Source organism: Paraburkholderia sp. CNPSo 3076 (assembly GCF_026343935.1).
Lineage (GTDB): Bacteria > Pseudomonadota > Gammaproteobacteria > Burkholderiales > Burkholderiaceae > Paraburkholderia > Paraburkholderia nodosa.
Map to the genome: position 1 here is coordinate 79,295 of NZ_JAPMAL010000030.1, position 19,866 is coordinate 99,160.

Sequence of the window (19,866 nt, forward strand, 5' to 3'; positions counted from 1 at the left end):
TGGTTCCATGGTTGACGTTCGCGCAAACCCATCCATACGTGCTCACTCTACTGCCGCACGAGCGGCCCCGGAGGGCCGCCGTAGAAGCCATACATAGCCTATATGTATGGATTTACGCGCTTCATGCACGCATGCTAGAGTAAGACATGACGCATACATCCGCGACAGAATGACACACGACCAACCTGCCGAAAGCGCCGGCGAGATCAATGCATGGGCCGCGGCGATGCAGTCCGGCAACGGCCCGCGCTACCTGCGGCTCGCCGATTTCATCGAGGGCGCGGTGGCGCAAGGCCAACTGCGCCCCGGCGAGCGCGTGCCCGCGCAGCGCAGTCTCGCCACCCTGCTTGCGGTCGATCTGACCACCGTCACGCGCGGTTTCAACGAAGCCCGGCGGCGCGGGCTGATCGAGGCGCGCGGGCCGCTGGGGACCTTCATCGCCGCGCCGCGCGCCGAGCTGCTCCAGCGCGTGGACCTCAGCATGAATATCCCGCCTGCGCCCGCCGGCCTCGACATGAATGCGCTGCTGCGTGAAGGCATGGCGCGCGTGCTGGTGCGCAGCGACGCCGATCTGCTCATGACCTACCACATGGGCGGCGGCGGCCGCGCCGACTGGCAGGCGGGCGCGAAGTGGCTGCAGCCCATGCTCGGCCACGTCGCGCCCGATCGCGTGGTGGTCTGTCCCGGCGCACAGGCGGCGCTTGCCGCGCTCATCCTCGCCTTCACGCAGCCGGGCGAGGTCATCCTCGCCGAGCCGCTGCTCTATCCGGGCCTGCCGCACGCGGCGGCGCAACTGGGCCGCCGTATCCTCCCCGTTGCCCTCGATGCCCACGGCATGCGCCCCGACGCGCTCGAAGCGGCTTGCCGCGAGCACGCGGCGCGGCTCATCTACCTGAACCCCACGTTGCAGAACCCGACGACAGCGACCATGCCGGAGACGCGCCGCCTGGAAATCCTGAGGGTGGCGCAGCGCTGCGGCGCGCGGATCGTCGAAGACGATCCTTACTGGCGTTTCGTACCCGATGCGCCCGCGCCGTTTGCCCGGCTCGCGCCCGCTCAGGTCTGCTATCTCGCGACGCTTTCCAAGACGCTCTCGCCTGGCCTGCGCACGGCTTATCTCGCGCTGCCCGACGAAGAGGCACGCACACGCCTCGTGACCGCGCTGCGCACGTTTTCGCTGATGGCCGCGCCGCTCACCAACGCGCTCGCCACGCACTGGATCGAGGAAGGCGTAGCCGAGCAGATCTTCGCGGACGTGAAGGCCGAAGCGCGCGAGCGCCAGCGCATCGCGGCGCACACGCTGGGATCGTCGGCGGGCGCGGGCATTCATCTCTGGTACACGCTGCCGCGCTACTGGCAGGCGCGCGAACTGGCCGCGGCCGCGAGCACCGAGGGACTCGCCGTGGCGCCCTCCACGGCGTTCCAGCAAGGCGCGGAAACCGCGAATGCGATCCGCATTTCTCTCGGCGCGACGGGCGGCCGCGAACCGTTGCAGGCGGCGCTGCGCAAGCTCTCGGCGCTGCTCGCGAACGACCGCAGCGCGCAGGCGCAAGTCATCGTGTGACGTCACGTGCCGCTCCCCCTGGCACCGCAATTGCTACGGTTTATCGTTTCCCTTCTTCAGTGCGGCTGCGCGGCCATGCCCACATAATGGCAAAGACGCGGCGCAGCGGCGCAAGTACACTCGTCGCAGCAGGCGGCGACCGGATTCGAGTAACCGCGCCCGCAAGGGCGCCCCAATACGGGAGATACGAGGATGGCAAACGAGCAAATGCTTGCGCAGATGCGCGACAAACCGGGCTTCATCGCCGCGCTGGACCAGAGCGGCGGTTCGACGCCTGGCGCGCTGCGGCAGTACGGCATCGCCGAAAGCGCGTATAGCGGCGACGCCGAAATGTTCCGCCTCATCCACGAAATGCGGGTGCGCATCGTCAGTGCCCCCGCGTTCACGGGCGAAAAGGTGATTGGCGCGATCCTCTTCGAAGCGACCATGGATGGTCAGGCCCAAGGCAAGCCCGTGCCCGACTTCCTCTGGAACGAGCGCGGCGTCGTGCCGTTCCTCAAGGTCGACAAGGGGCTCGAGGCCGAGGCCGACGGCGTGCGCCTCATGAAGCCGATTCCGGGCCTCGACGCCCTGCTCGAACGCGCAGTGAAGGCCGGCATTTTCGGCACCAAGATGCGCTCGGTGATCGAGCATGCCTCGCCTTCGGGCATCGCATCGATCGCCGCGCAGCAGTTCGCATTTGGTGCGCAGATATCCGCGCACGGACTCGTGCCGATTCTCGAGCCCGAAGTCTCGATCAAGGCACCCGACAAGGCCAAGGCCGAGAAGCTGTTGCGCGACGAACTGCTCAAGGGGCTCGACGCGCTGCCCGCCTCGCAGAACGTGATGATCAAGCTCACGATTCCCGATACGCCCGACTTCTATCTGCCGCTCGTCGAACATCCGCGCGTGGTGCGCGTGGTGGCGCTCTCCGGCGGCTATTCGCGCACCGACGCGTGTGCGCGTCTCGCCAAAAACCATCGCATGATTGCCAGCTTTTCGCGCGCGCTCATCAACGACCTCACGAAGTCGATGAGCGACGCCGAGTTCGACGCCGCGCTCGCCGCGAGCATCGACGAAATCTGGAAGGCCTCAGTGCAGAAGGACTGAACCCGGCCTGAACGCTGCCAGAAGCCGCGCCGGGCGCGACGCCCGGCCCCGACACCGATCAGGGATGTGAAAACGGGATGACACGCAGCCGGCCTCATTAATCGGGGCCGGTTATACTTGCGCCTTCTTTTTCTCCTATGCACCGGCCATGAGGCAGTTACTCTGCCTGCTCGTCCTGTTGCCGGGCCTCGTGCAAACCGCGGCCGCGCAGGCGCAGCAGGCGCCCGCTAGTGACATCGTCAGCGCATCGGCTGCGAGCGAGGTTGCTCCCGCAAGTTCCAGTGCAATGTCCGTCGCGGTTTCGAAATACCTCACGCAAAAGTTCGGTATCGCGAAAGAGAAAGCCGCGCAAATCTCACAAGCCGTCACGGGCGCCGCCGAGAAATATTCGCTGCCGCCTGCGGTGCTGCTCGCCATCATCTCGATCGAGTCGCGCTTTCGCGAGAAGGCGCACGGCGCGAATGGCGCGACCGGACTCATGCAGGTGGTGCCGTCGGCGCATCGCAATCTCCTGCACAACAAGGATCTCACCAACCCCGAGGTCAACATCGACGTTGGCTCGTCGATCCTCTATGGCTACCAGCGGGCCGCCGGCGGCGACCTCAACGCCGCGATGAAGAACTATGGCGGCTCGAAAGCCTATGCGGAAAAGATCCGCACGCGCGCCGTGGAGTTCAGCCGGGTGCTCGACACCGCTAGCGCGCCTGCCGCGAGCGATGCGCCGGCGAGCGTCGGACTGGCGGCTTCGGCGGCTTCCGCCTTTGCGGCTGCGGCGGCAACCGCCGCGATCGGCGCATCCGCGCCTGCCGCCGCCCCCTCCGTGACATCGGAGGCCTCCGCACTGGCTGCCGTGCAAAACGCCGCTTCGGCCAACGCGCGCTAACACCGCTTCCTGCTTCGTTTAGCCTGCCTTGTGCGGGATCGGCGCACATGCGATGCGCGCCGAAATCACCCCGAGATCACGATACGAAGGCCGACGTGTGTGGCGAACGTTGCGCACGCATCGATCGGCAGCGCCTCGCCGGACGTGCGAACGCCCCTCGCACGGCGGTGCCGCGAGAGGGGCGTTTCGAAGGCGGAACTTCCGGCGCGCGGGCTCAGGCGCCGCTTGCGGGCGTCTCGCCGTTTTCCGTTTGCTGGACCGCGGCTTCCGGCGCGTTGGACGGGGCTTGCGGCTCTGCGCTGTGGGCTTCGGGCTGGGGCGCGGGTTCGGTCTTCGCCTCGGCCTTGGCGTCGTCCTTGGCCTCGGGCTGGGCCTTGCCCTCTTCGCGCGCCTTGGCTTGCGCCTCGGCCTTGGCCTTCTGACGCGCAAGCGCCGCATTCGCTCGGCCGACGTGCGACGGATCGATGCCCGCGCCCTCCGAGGCCGTGCCGTCGAGCTCGTAGCGCGAGCCGCCCGCGGCCACACGCTCGTGATAGCGCGGATGGTTCACATGGCGCTTGAGCACGGCGACGATCATCGTGCGCTCGTACTCGGGGTGACGCGCGACGAGGTCCTCGGCGACGCCGATCTTGAGCGGCAAACGGTCGCGGAACGCCGGGTAGTGCTTCGCGAACACGTTCCAGACCGTGTTGAGCTGGCGGTTGCGCTCCATGCGCGCCTTTTCGGCCTCGCTCAGATTCGCGGCCGGCGGCTGCTGGGGACGGGCCGGACGGCGGCGCTGCTGCTGCCCGGAACGCTCGGCCGCCTCAGGCCCGCGGGCAGGCTTCGGCTGCTGCGGCCGGCGCGGCTGCTGCGCTCGCTGCCCCTGCTCGCCTTGATTCTGCTCCTGCGCTCGCGCGCCCTGAGGCCGGCCGTGGCGCGAGCGCGCACGCTCGTCCTTGCCGCCGGCCGCGCCAGCGGCCGCCGAACCGTCTCTCGGCGCGCGCGGGCCCTTTTGGGCTTGCGAGCCGCCATGGCCCTTCGCGCCCTTGTGAGCGGGCTTGCCTTGCGATTTTTGCGCCTGTTCTTCGGCTGGCTGGCCTGAGCCGCCCCCCATGCTCTTCTTGATCTCAAGAAGACCTTCCTTGAAGCTCAGGGTACGGCGTTGTTGCGATGCGGCTTTCACGTCCAGATCTCTTCCATATGGAACCGGACGCTATGATACCGAAAACGCGGCCGACCCAACCGGGCAATCGCTTGCCGCGGCCGGTTTTGAGTCCGCCGTCGCGCGCCGCGCCGCACCGCGAATCCACGCGGCGCGCGGCAAAATCCCTCGGATATCAAGCGTCAACACCTTGCGTGCGCAAGGATCGCATCCTTTTTTCATCACGACACCATGACGATTTCGACATCTGCCCCCCGTTCCACCATGCGCGCCATCGTGACCGGCCATACGCGCGGATTGGGTGCGGCGCTCGCGCAATCGCTGCTGCAACGGGACTTCGAGGTGCTCGGCCTCGGCCGCGGCGCACATGCGGAACTGGCTTCCCGCCATCCGGAACGGTTCTCCGAGACCGTCGTGGACCTCGCCGATCCTGCCGCACTCGAGCGCTGGCTGGCGGGCGACGCGCTCGATGCGTTCGCGCACGGCGCGCATTGCGTGCTGCTCTTCAACAACGCGGGCGCCGTCGAGCCCATTGCGCCGCTCGGCGCGCAGGACCCGCTCGCCATTGCCCGCGCCGTGACGCTCAACGTGGCGGCGCCGTTGATGCTCGCGAATGCGCTTGCCGCCACGCCCGCGCTCGGCGCGAGCGCGTCGCGCCGCATCGTGCATATTTCGAGCGGCGCCGCGCGCAACGCGTATGCGGGCTGGAGCGTGTATTGCGCGACCAAGGCCGCGCTCGACCATCATGCGCGTGCCGTCGCCCTCGACGCGCCAGCCGGCGTGCGCATTTGCAGCATCGCACCGGGCGTGATCGACACCGGCATGCAGGAGGCGATCCGCGCGACCGCCGTCGACCAGTTCCCGATGCGCGAGCGCTTCGAACAGCTCAAGCAGAACGGTTTGCTGTCCACGCCCGAAGCGGCCGCGCAGCAATTGATCGACTATGCGTTGAGCGAGGCATTCGGATCGGTGCCCGCCACCGACGTGCGCGAACTCGGCAAGGCGTGAGCGCGTTGCGCAGTGAATGCACCTTGAATGCAGCCACGGAGGCTCCCGCAAACCCTCACCTTTGAATTGTCGCCGTCGCGCTTCACGTGAGCGCGACGCGCGGCCGTACCGCTTTCAGGCGCCGCACGCTACCCGCGAGGACCAGCAATGCGCCGACCGCGAGCACATCGCCCGCGAGCCGTGCGGGCAAGGAAGCGGTGACGTGCGTTGCACGCAACAGCGTGTCGATGAGGTTCGAAGCCACCGCGCCCCCCACGAAACAGACAAGGCCCTGCTGCCCCACGGTGACGACGGCCGGCAGGTGTTGCGCAAGCCATGCTATCCAGCCCTTGCGCACCGCCTGCGCGGCGAGCCAGGCCACGGCGGCGAAGTTCACGATGCGCACGCTCGCGAGATTCTGTTTCATGTAGCCAGGCTGAGCGTCCAGATCGGCGAACAACTGGATGAACGCGAACGTGGCGACAAGCACCAGCGCGAACGCCGTCAACGCGCGGCCCGTCCACGAGACCTGGAACGCGCGCGACACCGGATAGATGCGGCACAGCAGGCCCAGCATGAACATGGCCTGCCAGGCAAACGGGTTGAACGGCCAGATGGCGCCGGGCGCGGTAGGCAAATAACCCACTAGCCAGCACCCGCCGAACCACAGCACGAAGCTGCCCACGAGCACGAGATCGGGCGAGCGGCGCGCAAGCGGCATCACGAATGGCAAGATCATCACGAGCATGATGTACATGGGCAGCACGCCGGCCAGATAGGGCTGGTCGCGAAATACCGCGATATTGGCGAGCATCGTGAACGGCTGCGCGGCGAAGCGCAGATAACCCGACTCCGTCACCAGCGGCGAATCCACCCGCAGCATCACCGCGGCGGCGCCCGACAGCAGCATGAGCGCAGCGGTGCACAGGTAGGCGGCGTAGATCTCGCGCCCGCGACGCCAGAAGCGCCGGTTGGCCGCGCCCTCGCCCTTTCTCCCGGCAATGGCGAGCCAACTCGCCGCGCATACATAGCCGCTCACGAACACGAAAATTTCCGCGGAGTCGCAGAACGCGAAGTTGTGCAGCATCGCATGCGAAAGCACGCTGGAAGGAATGTGATCGAGCGCGATGGAAATCAATGCGAAACCGCGGAAAAAGTCGATTTCGATCGATCGCTTCGCTGTCTGACTCACTGGTGACGACTCCCGTTCGTGTCGAACATTACGATTGAAGGGGTGCGCGACTTCGGTTCGATGAAGCTGTCAGCTTTATGAGTCGTTTTGTAAGGATGCCTGATCGATTTGTCGCCGCACGCACAACGCATGAAAGGATTTCGTAAAAGGCTGCGCCATAGCACCGCCTCACCAAGCGACTTTAATGCCAGCTCGACACGAAATGCGGCTGCGTAACCCATGGTAAGCATTTCACCCACTTCGCGCTTCCACGCGGTCGCGCACGCACGCCCGGACGGTGCGCGCCATGCACGCCGAGTCAGCGCTCGCCCTTTTCTGGTGCCACATCCCGCGGCTTCACGTCTGCGCCATCGCGATATTTCGGCCGCCGCGCCTCGTGAAAGGCGTGCGAAAACCTGCATGTTCCCTTTGCTTGCGTCATGGCAAGTTGACGCCGCGCCGCGCCGAGGGTTCCGGAAATATTCCGAAGATTCGCCGCCGCGCCCAGGGTCATCCCGCCCCCATCTGCGAATTACTTGACACCTAAAGTAATTGGGCCTACATTGACCTTGCAGACTGAACGAAGGAGCGAGCATGCGCATTGTTTGCATGGGTGGCGGGCCCGCAGGCCTCTATTTCGGCCTTTTGATGAAGCGCCGTCACCCCGACTACGAAATCACCGTGATCGAACGGAACCGCCCGTACGACACATTCGGCTGGGGCGTGGTGTTCTCGGACCAGACGCTGGGCAACCTGCGCGCGGCCGACCCCGAAAGCGCGGACGAAATTCTCGACGCCTTCAACCATTGGGACGACATCGAGATTCACTTTCGCGGCAGCGCGATCCGCTCGTCGGGCCATGGCTTCTGTGGCATTGGCCGCAAGCGTTTGCTCAACATCCTGCAGGCGCGCTGCGAAGCGCTCGGCGTGAAGCTCGTGTTCGAGTCGCAGATCACCGACGACGACGTCGCCCATGCGGACCTCATCATCGCGAGCGACGGTCTGAACAGCGCCACACGCCAGAAGTACGCCGCCACGTATCAGCCCGATATCGATTTGCGCAATTGCCGCTTCGTGTGGCTCGGCACGTCGAAACTCTTCGACGCGTTCACGTTCGCGTTCGAGGAAACCGAATGGGGCTGGTTCCAGGCGCACGCCTACCGCTTCGACGACAACACATCGACGTTCATCGTCGAAACGCCCGATCACGTGTGGCGCGCAGCCGGCCTCGACACCATGAGCAAGGAAGACAGCATCGCGTTCTGCGAGAAGCTGTTCGCGCGCTATCTCGACGGCCACGCGCTGCGCTCGAATGCGTCGCATCTGCGCGGCTCGTCGCAATGGATCCGCTTTCCGCGCGTGGTCAATCGCGAATGGGTGCACTGGAAAACCGCGGCCGACCGCAAGGAAACGCCCGTCGTGCTGATGGGCGATGCGGCGCACACCGCACACTTCTCGATCGGTTCGGGCACGAAGCTCGCGCTCGAAGACGCCATCGAACTCGCCAACAGCATGGAAGCTCATCCTGGCGATCTGCGCGCGGCGCTCACGCACTACACGAACGTGCGTAGCGTGGACGTCCTGCGCATTCAGAACGCCGCGCGCAATTCCACCGAGTGGTTCGAGCACGTGGACCGCTACGCGAAGTTCGATCCGGAGCAGTTCGCCTATTCGCTGCTCACGCGCTCGCAGCGCATTTCGCACGAAAATCTGCGCGAGCGCGACGCGCGTTATCTGGCCGGCTTCGAAGCGTGGCTCGCGCAGCGCGCGGGTGGCGAGGCGCGTGCCGTGCCGCCCATGTTCACGTCTTATACCGTGCGTGGCGTGACGTTGAAAAACCGCGTGATCGTCTCGCCGATGGCGCAGTACTCCGCCCATGACGGCGTAGCCGGCGACTATCACCTCATGCATCTGGGCGCGCGCGCCATGGGCGGCGCCGCGCTCGTGATGACCGAGATGACCTGCGTCTCGCCCGATGCTCGCATCACGCCCGCCTGCCCCGGCATGTATGCGCCCGAACATTTACAGGCGTGGAAGCGCATCGTCGATTTCGTGCACGCGAACTCGGACGCGAAAATCGGCATGCAGCTCGGCCATTCCGGCGCCAAGGGCTCGACGCGCGTGGCATGGGAAGGCATCGACCAGCCGCTCGACGACGGCAACTGGCCGCTCGTCTCCGCTTCGCCGCAGCAATATCTGCGCGGCGTGAGCCAGTGGTCGCACGAAGCGAGCACCGAGGAACTGCGCGAAATCGAGGCGCAATTCGTGCAAGCCACGCAAATGGCGAACGAAGCGGGCTTCGACTGGCTCGAATTGCACTGCGCGCACGGCTATCTGCTTTCCAGTTTCCTCTCGCCGCTCACGAACCAACGCACGGACGAATACGGCGGATCGCTCGACAATCGTCTGCGTTATCCGCTCGAGATTTTCAAGGCGATTCGCGCGATCTGGCCGGAAAACAAGCCGATTTCGGTGCGCGTCTCGGCACACGACTGGGTGGAAGGCGGCAACACGCCCGACGACGCCATCGAAATCGCGCGCGCGTTCAAGGCGGCAGGCGCGGACATGATCGACGTTTCGTCGGGCCAGGTGAGCAAGGAAGAAAAGCCCGTCTTCGGCCGCATGTTCCAGACGCCCTTCGCCGACCGCATCCGCAACGAAGCCGGCATCGCGACGATCGCCGTCGGGGCGATTTCCGAAGCGGATCACGTGAACGGCATCATCGCGGCCGGTCGCGCCGACCTATGCGCCGTGGCGCGGCCGCACCTGGCCAACCCCGCGTGGACGCTCACCGAAGCCGCGCGCATCGGCTATCTCGACATCAAGTGGCCAAACCAGTACATGGCGGCCAAAACGCAACTCGAACGCAACATCGAGCGCGAACGCGCCGCAGCGGCAGCCGCGGCCGGCCTGTCGCCGATCGAGCGTGCGCAACGCGCCGAAGGAACCGTGTGAGCATGAACGAGGCAATCCTGAACGATCGTCATGCAGTCGTGACCGGCGGCGGCAGCGGCATCGGCGCGGCGACGGCCGCCGCGCTCCTGCATGCGGGCGCGCGCGTCACGCTGATGGGCCGCGACGCCGCGCGGCTCGACGCCCAGCGTGCCGCGCTCGGCGGCGGCGAGAACGTGGCTTGCGTGAGCGTCGATATCACCGACGAAGACGCCGTGAACGCCGCGTTCGCGCGTGCAGCCGAAACGCTCGGCGCCATCGATATCCTCGTGAACAACGCGGGGCAGGCTCAGGCCGCGCCATTCACGCAGACCGACCTCGCGCTGTGGAAGCGCATGCTCGACGTGAATCTCACCGGCGCGTTTCTGTGCACGCGCGCGGCGCTGCCCGGCATGCTCGCGCGTAAGGCCGGACGCATCGTCAATGTCGCGAGCACGGCGGGCCAGGTCGGCTACCCGTATGTCGCCGCCTACTGCGCTTCGAAACATGGCGTGATCGGCATGACACGCGCGCTCGCGCTCGAGGTGGCCACGCAAGGCGTGACCGTGAACGCCGTGTGCCCCGGTTATACGGAAACGGAACTGCTGCAGGCGTCGCTCGAACAGATCACGCGCAAGACCTCGCGCAGCGAAGCCGAGGCGCGCGGCATCCTCGTGCGCCACAACCCGCAGCAGCGTTTCGTCACGCCGGAGGAAGTCGCCAACGCGGTGCTGTGGCTGTGCGCGCCTGGATCGTCCGCGATCACGGGCCAGTCCATATCCGTTTCCGGTGGAGAAATCACATGACATCGCCCACATCCACGCGCAAGAACGCCACGGCGAAGGCCGCAACGAAAGCGCCGCGCAAGGGCGTTGAAAAGCCGGCCGAGAATGTCGTCGACATGGAAATGAGCACGGGCGCCGACAGCCACATGGGCCTGCGCCTGTGGCTGCGCCTGCTCACCACGACGAACCTCGTGCAAGCCGAGCTGCGCCGCCGCCTGCGCGTCGAGTTCGATACGACGCTGCCGCGCTTCGACCTGATGGCGCAGCTCGAGCGCCACCCCGAAGGTCTGCGCATGACGGAACTCTCGCGCCGTCTGATGGTGACGGGCGGCAACGTCACGGGCATTACCGATCAGCTCGAAAAGGAAGGCCTCGTCGTGCGCGACGTCGCCCCCGACGACCGGCGCGCCTTCGTGGTGCGCCTCACGCCCGAGGGCCGCGCCCTCTTCGACCGCATGGCGGCCGCGCACGAGCAATGGGTGGTGGAACTGTTCGGCGGCCTCTCGCTCGACGAGAAGTCGAAGATGAACGAGCGGCTCGGCAAGCTCAAACAACATCTGCGCAACGGGCTCGAAAGCTAAACACACTGCAATTGCAAAGATCCGGGAGACATATCTTGACGACACGTTCCAGCGCCGAAGCGCTCCTCGCGGGCAACCGCGTCACGCTTGCCGGTTATGAGGCGCAACACTTCGGCTGGTCGGTTCAAGGCCGCGTGGCAACCATCACGCTCAACCGCCCCGAGCGCAAGAATCCGCTCACGTTCGAATCATATGCAGAACTACGCGATCTGTTTCGCCAGCTCGCCTACGCGACGGACGTGAAGGCTATCGTGCTGCATGGCGCAGGCGAAAACTTCTGCTCGGGCGGCGACGTGCACGACATCATCGCGCCGCTCATCGATCTGCCGATGCCCGAACTGCTGATGTTCACGCGCATGACCGGCGACCTCGTGAAAGCCATGCGCCACTGCCCGCAGCCGATCATCGCCGCCGTGGACGGCATCTGCGCCGGCGCGGGCGCGATTCTCGCCATGGCCTCCGACATGCGCTACGCCACGGCGCGCAGCAAGCTCGCGTTCCTCTTCACGCGCGTCGGGCTCGCGGGCTGCGACATGGGCGCGTGCGCGATCCTGCCACGCATCATCGGTCAGGGCCGCGCGGCCGAACTGCTTTATACGGGCCGCTCCGCAAGCGGGGAAGAAGGCCACGCCTGGGGCTTCTACAACCGGATCTGCGAGCCCAAAACGCTGCTCGCCGATGCACAGAAGCTCGCCGCCGATCTCGCGTCCGGCCCGACCTTTGCGCACGGCATCACCAAGACGATGCTGCATCAGGAATGGACCATGAGCATCGACGAGGCGATCGAGTCCGAAGCGCAGGCGCAGGCGATCTGCATGGCCACGCGCGATTTCGGCCGCGCCTATGAGGCGTTCGCGGCCAAAACGCGGCCGGTTTTCGAAGGGGACTGAATTGAACCCTGCCGTTGAAACCAACCTCCACGACGCGCTCGCGTGGCCGTTCTTCGAAGATCGCCATCGCGCGCTCGGCGCGGGAATCGAAGCGTGGGCGCGTGAGCATCTCGCGCACGTGCCGCACGACGATGTCGATGCGACCTGCCGCGCGCTCGTGCGCAAGCTGGGCGATGCCGGCTGGCTGCGCTACGGCGTGGGGGGCACCGCTTACGGCGGCCATGGCGACACGATCGACACGCGCGCCGTCTGCCTGCTGCGCGAAACGCTCGCGAAGCACTCGGGCCTCGCCGATTTCGCGCTCGCCATGCAGGGCCTCGGCTCCGGCGCCATCTCGCTGGCCGGCGACGAAGCGCAAAAGTCGCGCTATCTGCCGCGCGTAGCGCGCGGCGAAGCGATCGCCGCATTTGCGCTCTCCGAACCGGAAGCGGGCTCCGACGTCGCCGCGATGGCGCTCGCCGCGCGCGCCGAGGGCGACGACTTCGTGCTGGACGGCGAAAAAACGTGGATCTCGAACGGCGGCATCGCCGACTTCTACGTGGTGTTCGCCCGCACCGGCGAGGCGCCGGGCTCGCGCGGCATCAGCGCGTTCGTGGTCGATGCCGACACCCCCGGGCTCGAAATCGCCGAACGCATCGACGTGATCGCGCCGCATCCGCTCGCGCGCCTGCGCTTCACCGGCGCGCGCGTGAAGCGCAGCCAGATGCTCGGCGCGCCGGGTGAAGGCTTCAAGATCGCCATGCGCACGCTCGATATTTTCCGCACCTCGGTGGCCGCGGCTTCGCTCGGCTTCGCGCGCCGCGCGATGGCCGAAGGACTCGCGCGCGCCGCTTCGCGCAAGATGTTCGGCCAGACGCTCGGCGATTTTCAGCTGACTCAGGCAAAACTCGCGCAAATGGCGCTCACCATCGACAGCAGCGCCCTGCTCGTCTATCGCGCGGCGTGGCTGCGCGACCAGGGCGAAAGTGTGACGCGCGAAGCCGCCATGGCGAAGTGGCATGCAAGCGAAGGCGCGCAGCAGGTGATCGATGCGGCCGTGCAACTTTGGGGCGGCATGGGCGTGCAAAGCGGCAATATCGTCGAGTCGCTCTACCGCGAGATTCGCTCGCTACGCATTTACGAAGGCGCGACCGAGGTGCAGCAGCTCATCGTCGGGCGTGACTTGCTCAAGGCATACAACGCCGCGTAAGCGCGTGCTGCGCGATGCTTCTCTACGGAACCGGACGAAACATGAAACAAGCCCTTCTTCCCGCAGGCTGGGTCAAGCCGCGCGGTTATGCCAACGGCGTCGCCGCTGCCGGCACGCAGGTCTATATCGCCGGCCAGATCGGCTGGGACGAGAACGCGCGCTTCACGAGCCGCGAATTCGGCGCACAGGCCGTGCAGGCGTTGCGCAATATCGTCGCCGTTCTCGAAACCGCGGGCGGCAGGCCCGATCACCTCGTGCGCATGACATGGTACGTCACCGACAAGAAGGAGTACCTGGCATCGCTGAAGGAAATTGGCGCCGCGTTTCGCGAGCTGATCGGCGACTACGACATCGCCATGAGCGCGGTGCAGGTGGTTGCGCTCATGGAAGACGACGCCAAAGTGGAAATCGAAGCGACGGCCGTGATTCCCGACGACGCGCGTCTCACGCGCCGATAGACCGCCGCCCACGCAACAGAACGATCCGCTCACACAGACAGCCGGAGACGCCATGCAACCCACCGCCCATGTCGATACGTTCGCACGCGATCATCTGCCGCCCGAGTCGCAGTGGCCCGACATGCTGCTCGACAATCCCGACGTTGCCTACCCCGCGCGCATGAATTGCGCGGTCGAGCTGCTGGACCGCGCGATCGAGGCCGGGCACGGCGAGCGCCCGGCCATCTGGTCGGACATCGACGGCAAGCCGCAAGCCACCACGTACGCCGAACTGCTCGCGCTCGTCAATCGCAGCGCCCGCGTGCTGGTGGAAGACATGGGGCTGCAGCCGGGCGACCGCGTCCTGTTGCGCGGGCCGAACACGCTGCAAATGGCCGTGGCGTTTCTCGCGTCGCTCAAGGCAGGGCTCGTGGTGATTCCCACCATGCCGCTCTTGCGCGCGAAGGAGCTCAAGCAGATCGCAGACAAGGCGCAGGTATGCGCGGCGCTGTGCGATGTGCGGCTCACTGAAGAACTCGCGCGCTGCATGGACCCCGCCGACGAGTTCTTTTGCGTAGGCATCAAGCAGGTCTGCTACTTTCACGACACGGCGCCAGGCACGCTGGAAGCGCTCACGGCAGACAAGCCCGCCGACTTCACGGCCTGCGACACGGCCAGCGACGACGTCTGCCTGATCGCCTTCACGAGCGGCACGACAGGCATGCCCAAGGGCTGCATGCACTTTCACCGCGACGTGATCGCGATGTGCGACCTGTTCCCGCGCCACATCCTGAAGCCCACGGCCGAGGACGTGTTCTGCGGCACGCCGCCGCTCGCGTTCACGTTCGGGCTGGGAGGGCTGCTGTGTTTTCCGCTGCGCGTCGGCGCGTCGACGGTGCTGATCGAGAAACTCACGCCGGCGCTGCTGCTCGACACGATCCAGCGTTTTCACGCGACCATCGTCTTCACCGCGCCCACGTTCTACCGGCAGATGGCGGCGCTCGTCACGCAGTACGACCTGGCCAGCCTGCGCAAGACGGTATCCGCCGGAGAAGCCCTTCCGCAGGCCACGCGCGATCTATGGCGCGACGCGACGGGCATCGAGATGATCGACGGCATTGGCGGCACCGAACTGATTCATATCTTCGTGTCGTCCGCGGGCGCCGATGTGCGCCCCGGCTCGATCGGCCGCGCGGTGCCTGGCTACGTCGTGCAGGCGCTGGATAATGACCTGCAGCCGGTGCCGCCCGGCGTGACGGGCAATCTCGCCGTGCGCGGCCCGACCGGCTGCCGCTACCTCGCCGACGAACGCCAGGCCGTGTTCGTGCGCGGCGGCTGGAACCTGCCCGGCGACGCCGTATCCATCGACGCCGACGGCTATGTGTTCTATCAGGCCCGCTCCGACGACATGATCGTTTCGTCGGGCTACAACATCGCGGGGCCCGAAGTCGAGACGGTACTCATGCAGCACCCCGCCGTGGCCGAGTGCGGTGTAACGGGCGTGCCCGACGAAGTGCGCGGCCAGGTGGTGAAGGCGTTCGTCGTCTTGCGCCCGGGCTTCAGCGCCGGCGACGCCCTGGTCGCCGAGTTGCAGAACTTCGTGAAGAGCGCCGTGGCGGCGTACAAATATCCGCGCCTGATCGCTTTTATCGACGCGCTGCCGCGCACCGAGACCGGTAAGCTCAAGCGCTCGGCGTTGCGGTCGATGTGAAACGGCGCGAGGCGGAAGAAATACTACGTAAACCGTTGAATCTTTAACTGTTATGCATCGCGCAGCTGATACCCGATATGCGCAAAATCATGCGCATATCGGGTATCAGCTGCGACTTTGCGCAAGTTTGCGCGCATTTTCCGACAAAATCCGGCTGCCTTTATGCGCAGAATTATGCGCAACTCGCTCAATAACCACCTATAATGCGCACCATGATGCGCAAAAAATTCGCGAACCTCTCGATCTCTAACGTCGAACGCCTGGCAGAAGGCCTGCGCGCGACGCGCCGCGAGCGCAAGCTGACCCAGCAGGCCCTCGCGGAGCAGGCGTGCGTCGCCCGCCGCACCGTCACGAACGCCGAACACGCAGGCAACGTCGGCGTGCGTGAACTCTGCCGTCTCGTGAACGCGCTCGGCTATGAAGTCGTGCTTCGCCCCATGGATACCGTCATCCTCGAGGACCTGAACGACATATTCAGGGACGACGAATGAGTGCCAGCCCCGCATTCGACCTCGAGAGGCTCCTGCGCGAAATCCGCAACCTGGAAGTCCATACGCCGCAGGGACCGAGTGGTCTGCTCGCGCGTGAAAGCCGCTTCGTCTTCAATTACGGCGACGCGCCAGACACGGCCGCCGTCTCGCTCACCATGCCGGTGCGGCGCCAGAGTTATGCGAGCGGCGACCTGATGGGCGTCTTCGCGATGAACCGGCCGGAGGGCTACCTGCGTTTCGTCATCGAGGAACGCCTCGCGCGTTACGGCGCGCCGAGCGACATGTTCCTGCTCTTTCTCGCCGGCACCAATCAGATCGGGCGGCTCACCTATTCCGTGCCGGGAGAGCGCGTGCCGCAAAGCGACGGCGAGCGTCTGGACGAATTACTTTCCTCGCCGTCGGGCCGGTTGTTCGAGCGCCTGATCGACCGCTACGCGCTCGGCTCAGGCATTTCCGGCGTGCAGCCGAAGGCCGTCGTTCCGCTCGCCGCAGAAGCCGCCTCGCGCCCCGCCGAGCACACGGCACTGCCCCTGCGCACGGTGATCGTGAAGGCCGAAGGCGACGACTTCCCCGGGCTCGCGCGCAACGAATACTTCTGCATGTCGGTGGCGAAAGAGGCGGCGCTCGAAGTCCCCAACTTCTGGCTTTCCGAAGACGGCAAGCTCTTCGTCATGTCACGTTTCGACCGCGAGCCAAACGGCACGGCCATCGGATTCGAGGACATGAGCGTGCTCACCGGCAAGGCCAAGTACGAGGGCAGCTACGAGATGATCGCCAAGGCCGTGGACATCTATACGCGCTCGGACCCGGCGCAGAAACGCCGCCTGTTCGAGCGCATCGCCCTCTCGTGCCTGTTGCGCGACGGCGATGCCCACATGAAGAACCTGGGAATCCTCTATATCGATCCGACCGGACCGCGCCGTCTCGCTCCGGTGTTCGACGTGGTCTGCACGGACATCTACCCGGATCTCGACGGGCGCATGGCGCTCAGCCTCAACCGGAGCAAGACGTTCCCTTTGCCGGCGGAACTCCATGCCTTCGCCCGGCGCCTCGGCCTGCGGCAGTCCGAAGGCGAGGACATCATGAGCCGCCTGCACGGCGCCTATCTCACGGTCGCCGAGCGCTTCGCCGAGGACCGGCGATTCCACGAAGGCGACCTGCTCGCCAGGATCCGGCGGGTCGTCGAACGTCCGGGCGTCAAACCCGTCTCGCGCCCGAAACTGGCGCGCTAGGCGCGCGAGCACGGGCAACGCCGCCCGGCCGCCCGCATCAGCTTTCGCCCGTCCCCTGCAACGCGAATGCCATGCGTTTGCCCGCCGCGTCGTAACGGCATACGACTTTGGCGCCCTCTTTCACGCCGCCCTTGAGCATTTCCTTCGCCAGTTCGTTCTCCACCGCCTGCTGCATCTTGCGCTTCAACTCGCGCGCACCGAATTCCGGCCGATACCCCTCCGCCGCGAGGTAATCGATCACGCTGTCGTCGAACGTCAGGTCGATGTCCTGGCTGCGCGCCATCCGCCGGACCTGTTCGAGCTGCAGCCGCACGATCGAGCGCAGCTCGTCGCTTGTGAGCGGTTGGAACACGATGATCTCGTCGATGCGATTCAGGAACTCGGGCCGGAAATGCTGGCGCAACTCGCCCATCACAGCGCCCTGCATCGACCCTTCGGCGCTCGAGAGGAAACCCGGCCCCGAGCGCTTTTGCCCCGAGACCACGTCGGAACCGAGATTGCTCGTCGCAATCACGACCGTATTGCTGAAGTCGACCACACGCCCCTTGCCGTCGGTGAGCCGGCCGTCGTCGAACACCTGCAGCAGCACGTTGTAGACGTCGGAGTGAGCTTTCTCGATTTCGTCGAGCAGGATCACGCAATAGGGACGGCGGCGCACCTTCTCGGTCAACTGGCCGCCTTCGTCATAGCCGACGTAACCCGGCGGCGAGCCGATCAGCCGCGACACGGCGTGGCGCTCCATGTACTCGCTCATGTCGATGCGCACGATGGCGTCTTCGTCGCCGAACACCACTTCGGCCAGCGCCTTCGCAAGCTCTGTCTTGCCGACGCCGGTCGGCCCGAGGAACAGGAAGACCGCCGTGGGCCGCCGGCCGCGCCGCAGCCCGGCGCGCGAACGGCGCACCGCGTCGCTTACCGCGACGATGGCCTGCTCCTGGCCGATCACGCGCTCATGCAGCCGCGTTTCCATTTCGAGCAGCCGCGTGCGCTCCTCGGCGGTCAGTTGCGTGACCGGCACGCCCGTGAGCTTCGAGACGATCTCCGCGATATCTTCGCTCGTCACGTCGGAGGTCACGGTGCCGAGCTGATCTTTCCAGTCATTGGTGGCCAGTGTGAGCGCCTTTTCCTTGTCGGCGATCGGCTCATCCAGCGTATGGGCGCGCTCGAAGTTCTTGCGCGTTGCCGCGTAGTCCTGCTCGCGCCGTAACTGCGCCAGCTCCGCTTCGAGTTCGAGGATCGCCGCAGGCCGCGAGGTGGCCGAAAGATGCACGCGAGCAGCCGCCTGGTCGACCAGATCGATGGCCTTGTCGGGCAGGAAGCGCCCCATCACATAGCGGTCCGATAGCTCAGCCGCCGACACGAGGGCGTCGTCGCGAATGGTGACATGGTGATGCACCTCGAGCTTGTCGCGCAAGCCGCGCAGGATGTTGATCGTCTGATCGACGCTCGGCTCGGAGACGAACACGGGCTGAAAGCGCCGCTCGAGCGCCGCGTCTTTCTCGATGTACTTCTGGTACTCGGAGAGCGTCGTCGCGCCGATCAGGTTCAGTTCGCCGCGCGCCATGGCCGGCTTGAAGACATTGGCGATGTCGAGCCCGCCCTCGCCGCCGCCCTGGCCCGCGCCGACGATCATGTGCACTTCGTCGATGAAGAGCACGAGGCTTTCGCGCTGCGCCGAGATTTCCTCCATCACGCCCTTCACGCGCTCTTCGAATTCGCCGCGATACTTCGCGCCCGCGATCAGCCCGTTGACGTTCAGCTCGACGAGCCGCCGTCCGCGTAGCGATTCGGGCACGTCGCCGTTGAGCATGCGTTGCGCGAGGCCTTCGGCGATCGCGGTCTTGCCCACCCCCGGTTCGCCGATCAGCACCGGATTGTTCTTGCGCCGGCGCGCGAGCACTTCCACCACGGTCTCGATCTCGCTCGAACGGCCGATCACGGGGTCGAGCTTGCCCTCGCTCGCAAGCGCGGTGAGATCGCGGCTGTATTGGTCGAGTTGCGGCGTCGCGCTCGGCCCCTTCGCGGCAGGACGCTCGCGTTTGTCGCCCTGGGCCTCCACGAGCCGCTGCAACACCTTCTGGGGCGTGACGCCGTAGCGGCCCAGCAGATGGCCCGCGAAGCTTTCCGGCACCTGCGTGAGCCCGAAGAGCAAATGCTCGGGCGCGACGTAGCTGTGACCCAGTTCGCGCGAGACCAGAAACGCGCGGTCGAGCACGCCCTTCAGGCGCGGCGAGACGCCGATGCGGCCGTCCTCGGGTGCTGTCGCGCCTTCGCGCTTTTGCGCATTGGCGTCGATGAACGCGCGCACATCGTCTGGCTGAATGCCGAGACGCTTGAGGATCGCCGCGCCTGCGTCGTTGCCCGCGAGTTCGTAAAGCAGATGCTCGGTGTCGACCTCGCGCCGCCCGAACTGCACCGCCCGCTCCGCCGCGCGCTGGAGCAATTCACGCGCCACGTCGCTGAAATAGCGTTCGACGATGGCGCCGTCGCCCGCTTCCATGGCCTGTGGGGCAGGTTCGGCCGCCTGGCCGCCAGCATCGCCCGCGCCGTCTGCCTGCTGCGAGGCGCGAAACAGCGCCTCCAGCGGACTCAAGGTGCGTTGATGCCGCGTGAGCTGCGCGTAGTGATAGTCGCAGACATCGAGAAAACGCCGCCTGCCGTCCTGCAACACGGCGACCCGCACCGTAGCGGGGCGCACGCCGCAGATATCGCAGTTGAACTGAGCCATTTCGTCTCCTTGGAAGCGATGCGCGGCGTGCGCGGATGCGCTGCCCGCGACCA

17 protein-coding genes are annotated in these 19,866 nt (G+C 66.1%); 13 read left to right on the forward strand and 4 right to left on the reverse strand.

From position 1 onward, the window contains the following. The first annotated feature begins 169 nt into the window (after nucleotides 1-169). The 3 genes from M3A49_RS30800 to M3A49_RS30810 all read left to right on the forward strand — a co-directional run bounded on the left by M3A49_RS30800 (nucleotide 170) and on the right by M3A49_RS30810 (nucleotide 3,536). Entirely contained in the window at nucleotides 170-1,564 is a 1,395-nt protein-coding gene (locus tag M3A49_RS30800) for a PLP-dependent aminotransferase family protein (RefSeq protein WP_266232350.1), read from the forward strand. 192 nt (nucleotides 1,565-1,756) lie between these two features. After that, a complete protein-coding gene (locus M3A49_RS30805) occupies nucleotides 1,757-2,653 on the forward strand; it encodes a fructose bisphosphate aldolase (RefSeq protein ID WP_266232351.1) in 897 nt (298 codons plus the stop codon). Nucleotides 2,654-2,801: 148 nt separating this feature from the next. Beyond that, nucleotides 2,802-3,536 carry a transglycosylase SLT domain-containing protein gene (locus M3A49_RS30810; RefSeq protein ID WP_266232352.1) on the forward strand — a complete coding sequence of 245 codons (735 nt, stop codon included), beginning with the start codon at nucleotides 2,802-2,804 and terminating at the stop codon, nucleotides 3,534-3,536. Between the two features lie 214 nt (nucleotides 3,537-3,750). On the opposite strand, the gene M3A49_RS30815 is transcribed toward M3A49_RS30810, so the two are convergent. After that, nucleotides 3,751-4,701 (reverse strand): ProQ/FINO family protein, encoded by a 951-nt coding sequence (locus M3A49_RS30815; RefSeq protein ID WP_254354631.1) that lies wholly within the window; start codon nucleotides 4,699-4,701, stop codon nucleotides 3,751-3,753. A 210-nt stretch (nucleotides 4,702-4,911) separates the two neighbouring features. Between M3A49_RS30815 and M3A49_RS30820 the strand changes: the two genes are divergently transcribed. Further along, a complete protein-coding gene (locus M3A49_RS30820; protein ID WP_266232353.1) occupies nucleotides 4,912-5,688 on the forward strand; it encodes an SDR family oxidoreductase in 777 nt (258 codons plus the stop codon). 82 nt (nucleotides 5,689-5,770) lie between these two features. Here M3A49_RS30820 and M3A49_RS30825 read toward each other — a convergent pair whose 3' ends face one another. Together M3A49_RS30825 and M3A49_RS30830 are read right to left on the reverse strand one after the other, a co-directional pair. Beyond that, nucleotides 5,771-6,859, reverse strand: coding sequence for an OpgC domain-containing protein (locus M3A49_RS30825; RefSeq protein ID WP_254354629.1), 1,089 nt, complete (start codon nucleotides 6,857-6,859; stop codon nucleotides 5,771-5,773). Nucleotides 6,860-7,157: 298 nt separating this feature from the next. Beyond that, nucleotides 7,158-7,352, reverse strand: a complete 195-nt coding sequence (locus M3A49_RS30830) for a hypothetical protein (protein WP_266232354.1) — start codon at nucleotides 7,350-7,352, stop codon at nucleotides 7,158-7,160. A gap of 80 nt (nucleotides 7,353-7,432) precedes the next feature. Here M3A49_RS30830 and M3A49_RS30835 point away from each other — a divergent pair, with 80 nt between their 5' ends. The 9 genes from M3A49_RS30835 (at nucleotide 7,433) to M3A49_RS30875 (ending at nucleotide 17,085) form a co-directional block, all read left to right on the forward strand. Further along, nucleotides 7,433-9,793, forward strand: coding sequence for a bifunctional salicylyl-CoA 5-hydroxylase/oxidoreductase (locus M3A49_RS30835; protein WP_266232355.1), 2,361 nt, complete (start codon nucleotides 7,433-7,435; stop codon nucleotides 9,791-9,793). Nucleotides 9,794-9,795: 2 nt separating this feature from the next. Further along, entirely contained in the window at nucleotides 9,796-10,575 is a 780-nt protein-coding gene (locus tag M3A49_RS30840; protein ID WP_266232356.1) for an SDR family NAD(P)-dependent oxidoreductase, read from the forward strand. Continuing rightward, a complete protein-coding gene (locus tag M3A49_RS30845; RefSeq protein ID WP_266232357.1) occupies nucleotides 10,572-11,135 on the forward strand; it encodes a MarR family winged helix-turn-helix transcriptional regulator in 564 nt (187 codons plus the stop codon). The genes M3A49_RS30840 and M3A49_RS30845 overlap by 4 nt, the downstream gene beginning before the upstream one ends. 35 nt (nucleotides 11,136-11,170) lie before the next feature. Then, on the forward strand, nucleotides 11,171-12,025 hold the full coding sequence (locus M3A49_RS30850) for an enoyl-CoA hydratase family protein (protein WP_266232358.1): 855 nt from the start codon (nucleotides 11,171-11,173) through the stop codon (nucleotides 12,023-12,025). A 1-nt stretch (nucleotide 12,026) separates the two neighbouring features. Then, on the forward strand, nucleotides 12,027-13,214 hold the full coding sequence (locus M3A49_RS30855) for an acyl-CoA dehydrogenase family protein (protein ID WP_266232359.1): 1,188 nt from the start codon (nucleotides 12,027-12,029) through the stop codon (nucleotides 13,212-13,214). 41 nt (nucleotides 13,215-13,255) lie between these two features. Further along, nucleotides 13,256-13,672 carry a RidA family protein gene (locus M3A49_RS30860; RefSeq protein WP_254354623.1) on the forward strand — a complete coding sequence of 139 codons (417 nt, stop codon included), beginning with the start codon at nucleotides 13,256-13,258 and terminating at the stop codon, nucleotides 13,670-13,672. Nucleotides 13,673-13,724: 52 nt separating this feature from the next. Beyond that, entirely contained in the window at nucleotides 13,725-15,362 is a 1,638-nt protein-coding gene (locus M3A49_RS30865; RefSeq protein ID WP_266232360.1) for an AMP-binding protein, read from the forward strand. A 212-nt stretch (nucleotides 15,363-15,574) separates the two neighbouring features. Further along, nucleotides 15,575-15,853 carry a helix-turn-helix domain-containing protein gene (locus M3A49_RS30870; RefSeq protein ID WP_266232361.1) on the forward strand — a complete coding sequence of 93 codons (279 nt, stop codon included), beginning with the start codon at nucleotides 15,575-15,577 and terminating at the stop codon, nucleotides 15,851-15,853. Continuing rightward, complete coding sequence (locus M3A49_RS30875; protein WP_266232362.1) at nucleotides 15,850-17,085, forward strand: type II toxin-antitoxin system HipA family toxin; 1,236 nt, start codon at nucleotides 15,850-15,852, stop codon at nucleotides 17,083-17,085. Before M3A49_RS30870 ends, M3A49_RS30875 begins: the two co-directional genes overlap by 4 nt. A gap of 37 nt (nucleotides 17,086-17,122) precedes the next feature. Here the strand turns inward: M3A49_RS30875 and M3A49_RS30880 are convergent, their stop codons facing one another. After that, entirely contained in the window at nucleotides 17,123-19,813 is a 2,691-nt protein-coding gene (locus M3A49_RS30880) for an ATP-dependent Clp protease ATP-binding subunit (protein ID WP_323183443.1), read from the reverse strand. Nucleotides 19,814-19,866 lie beyond the last annotated feature (53 nt).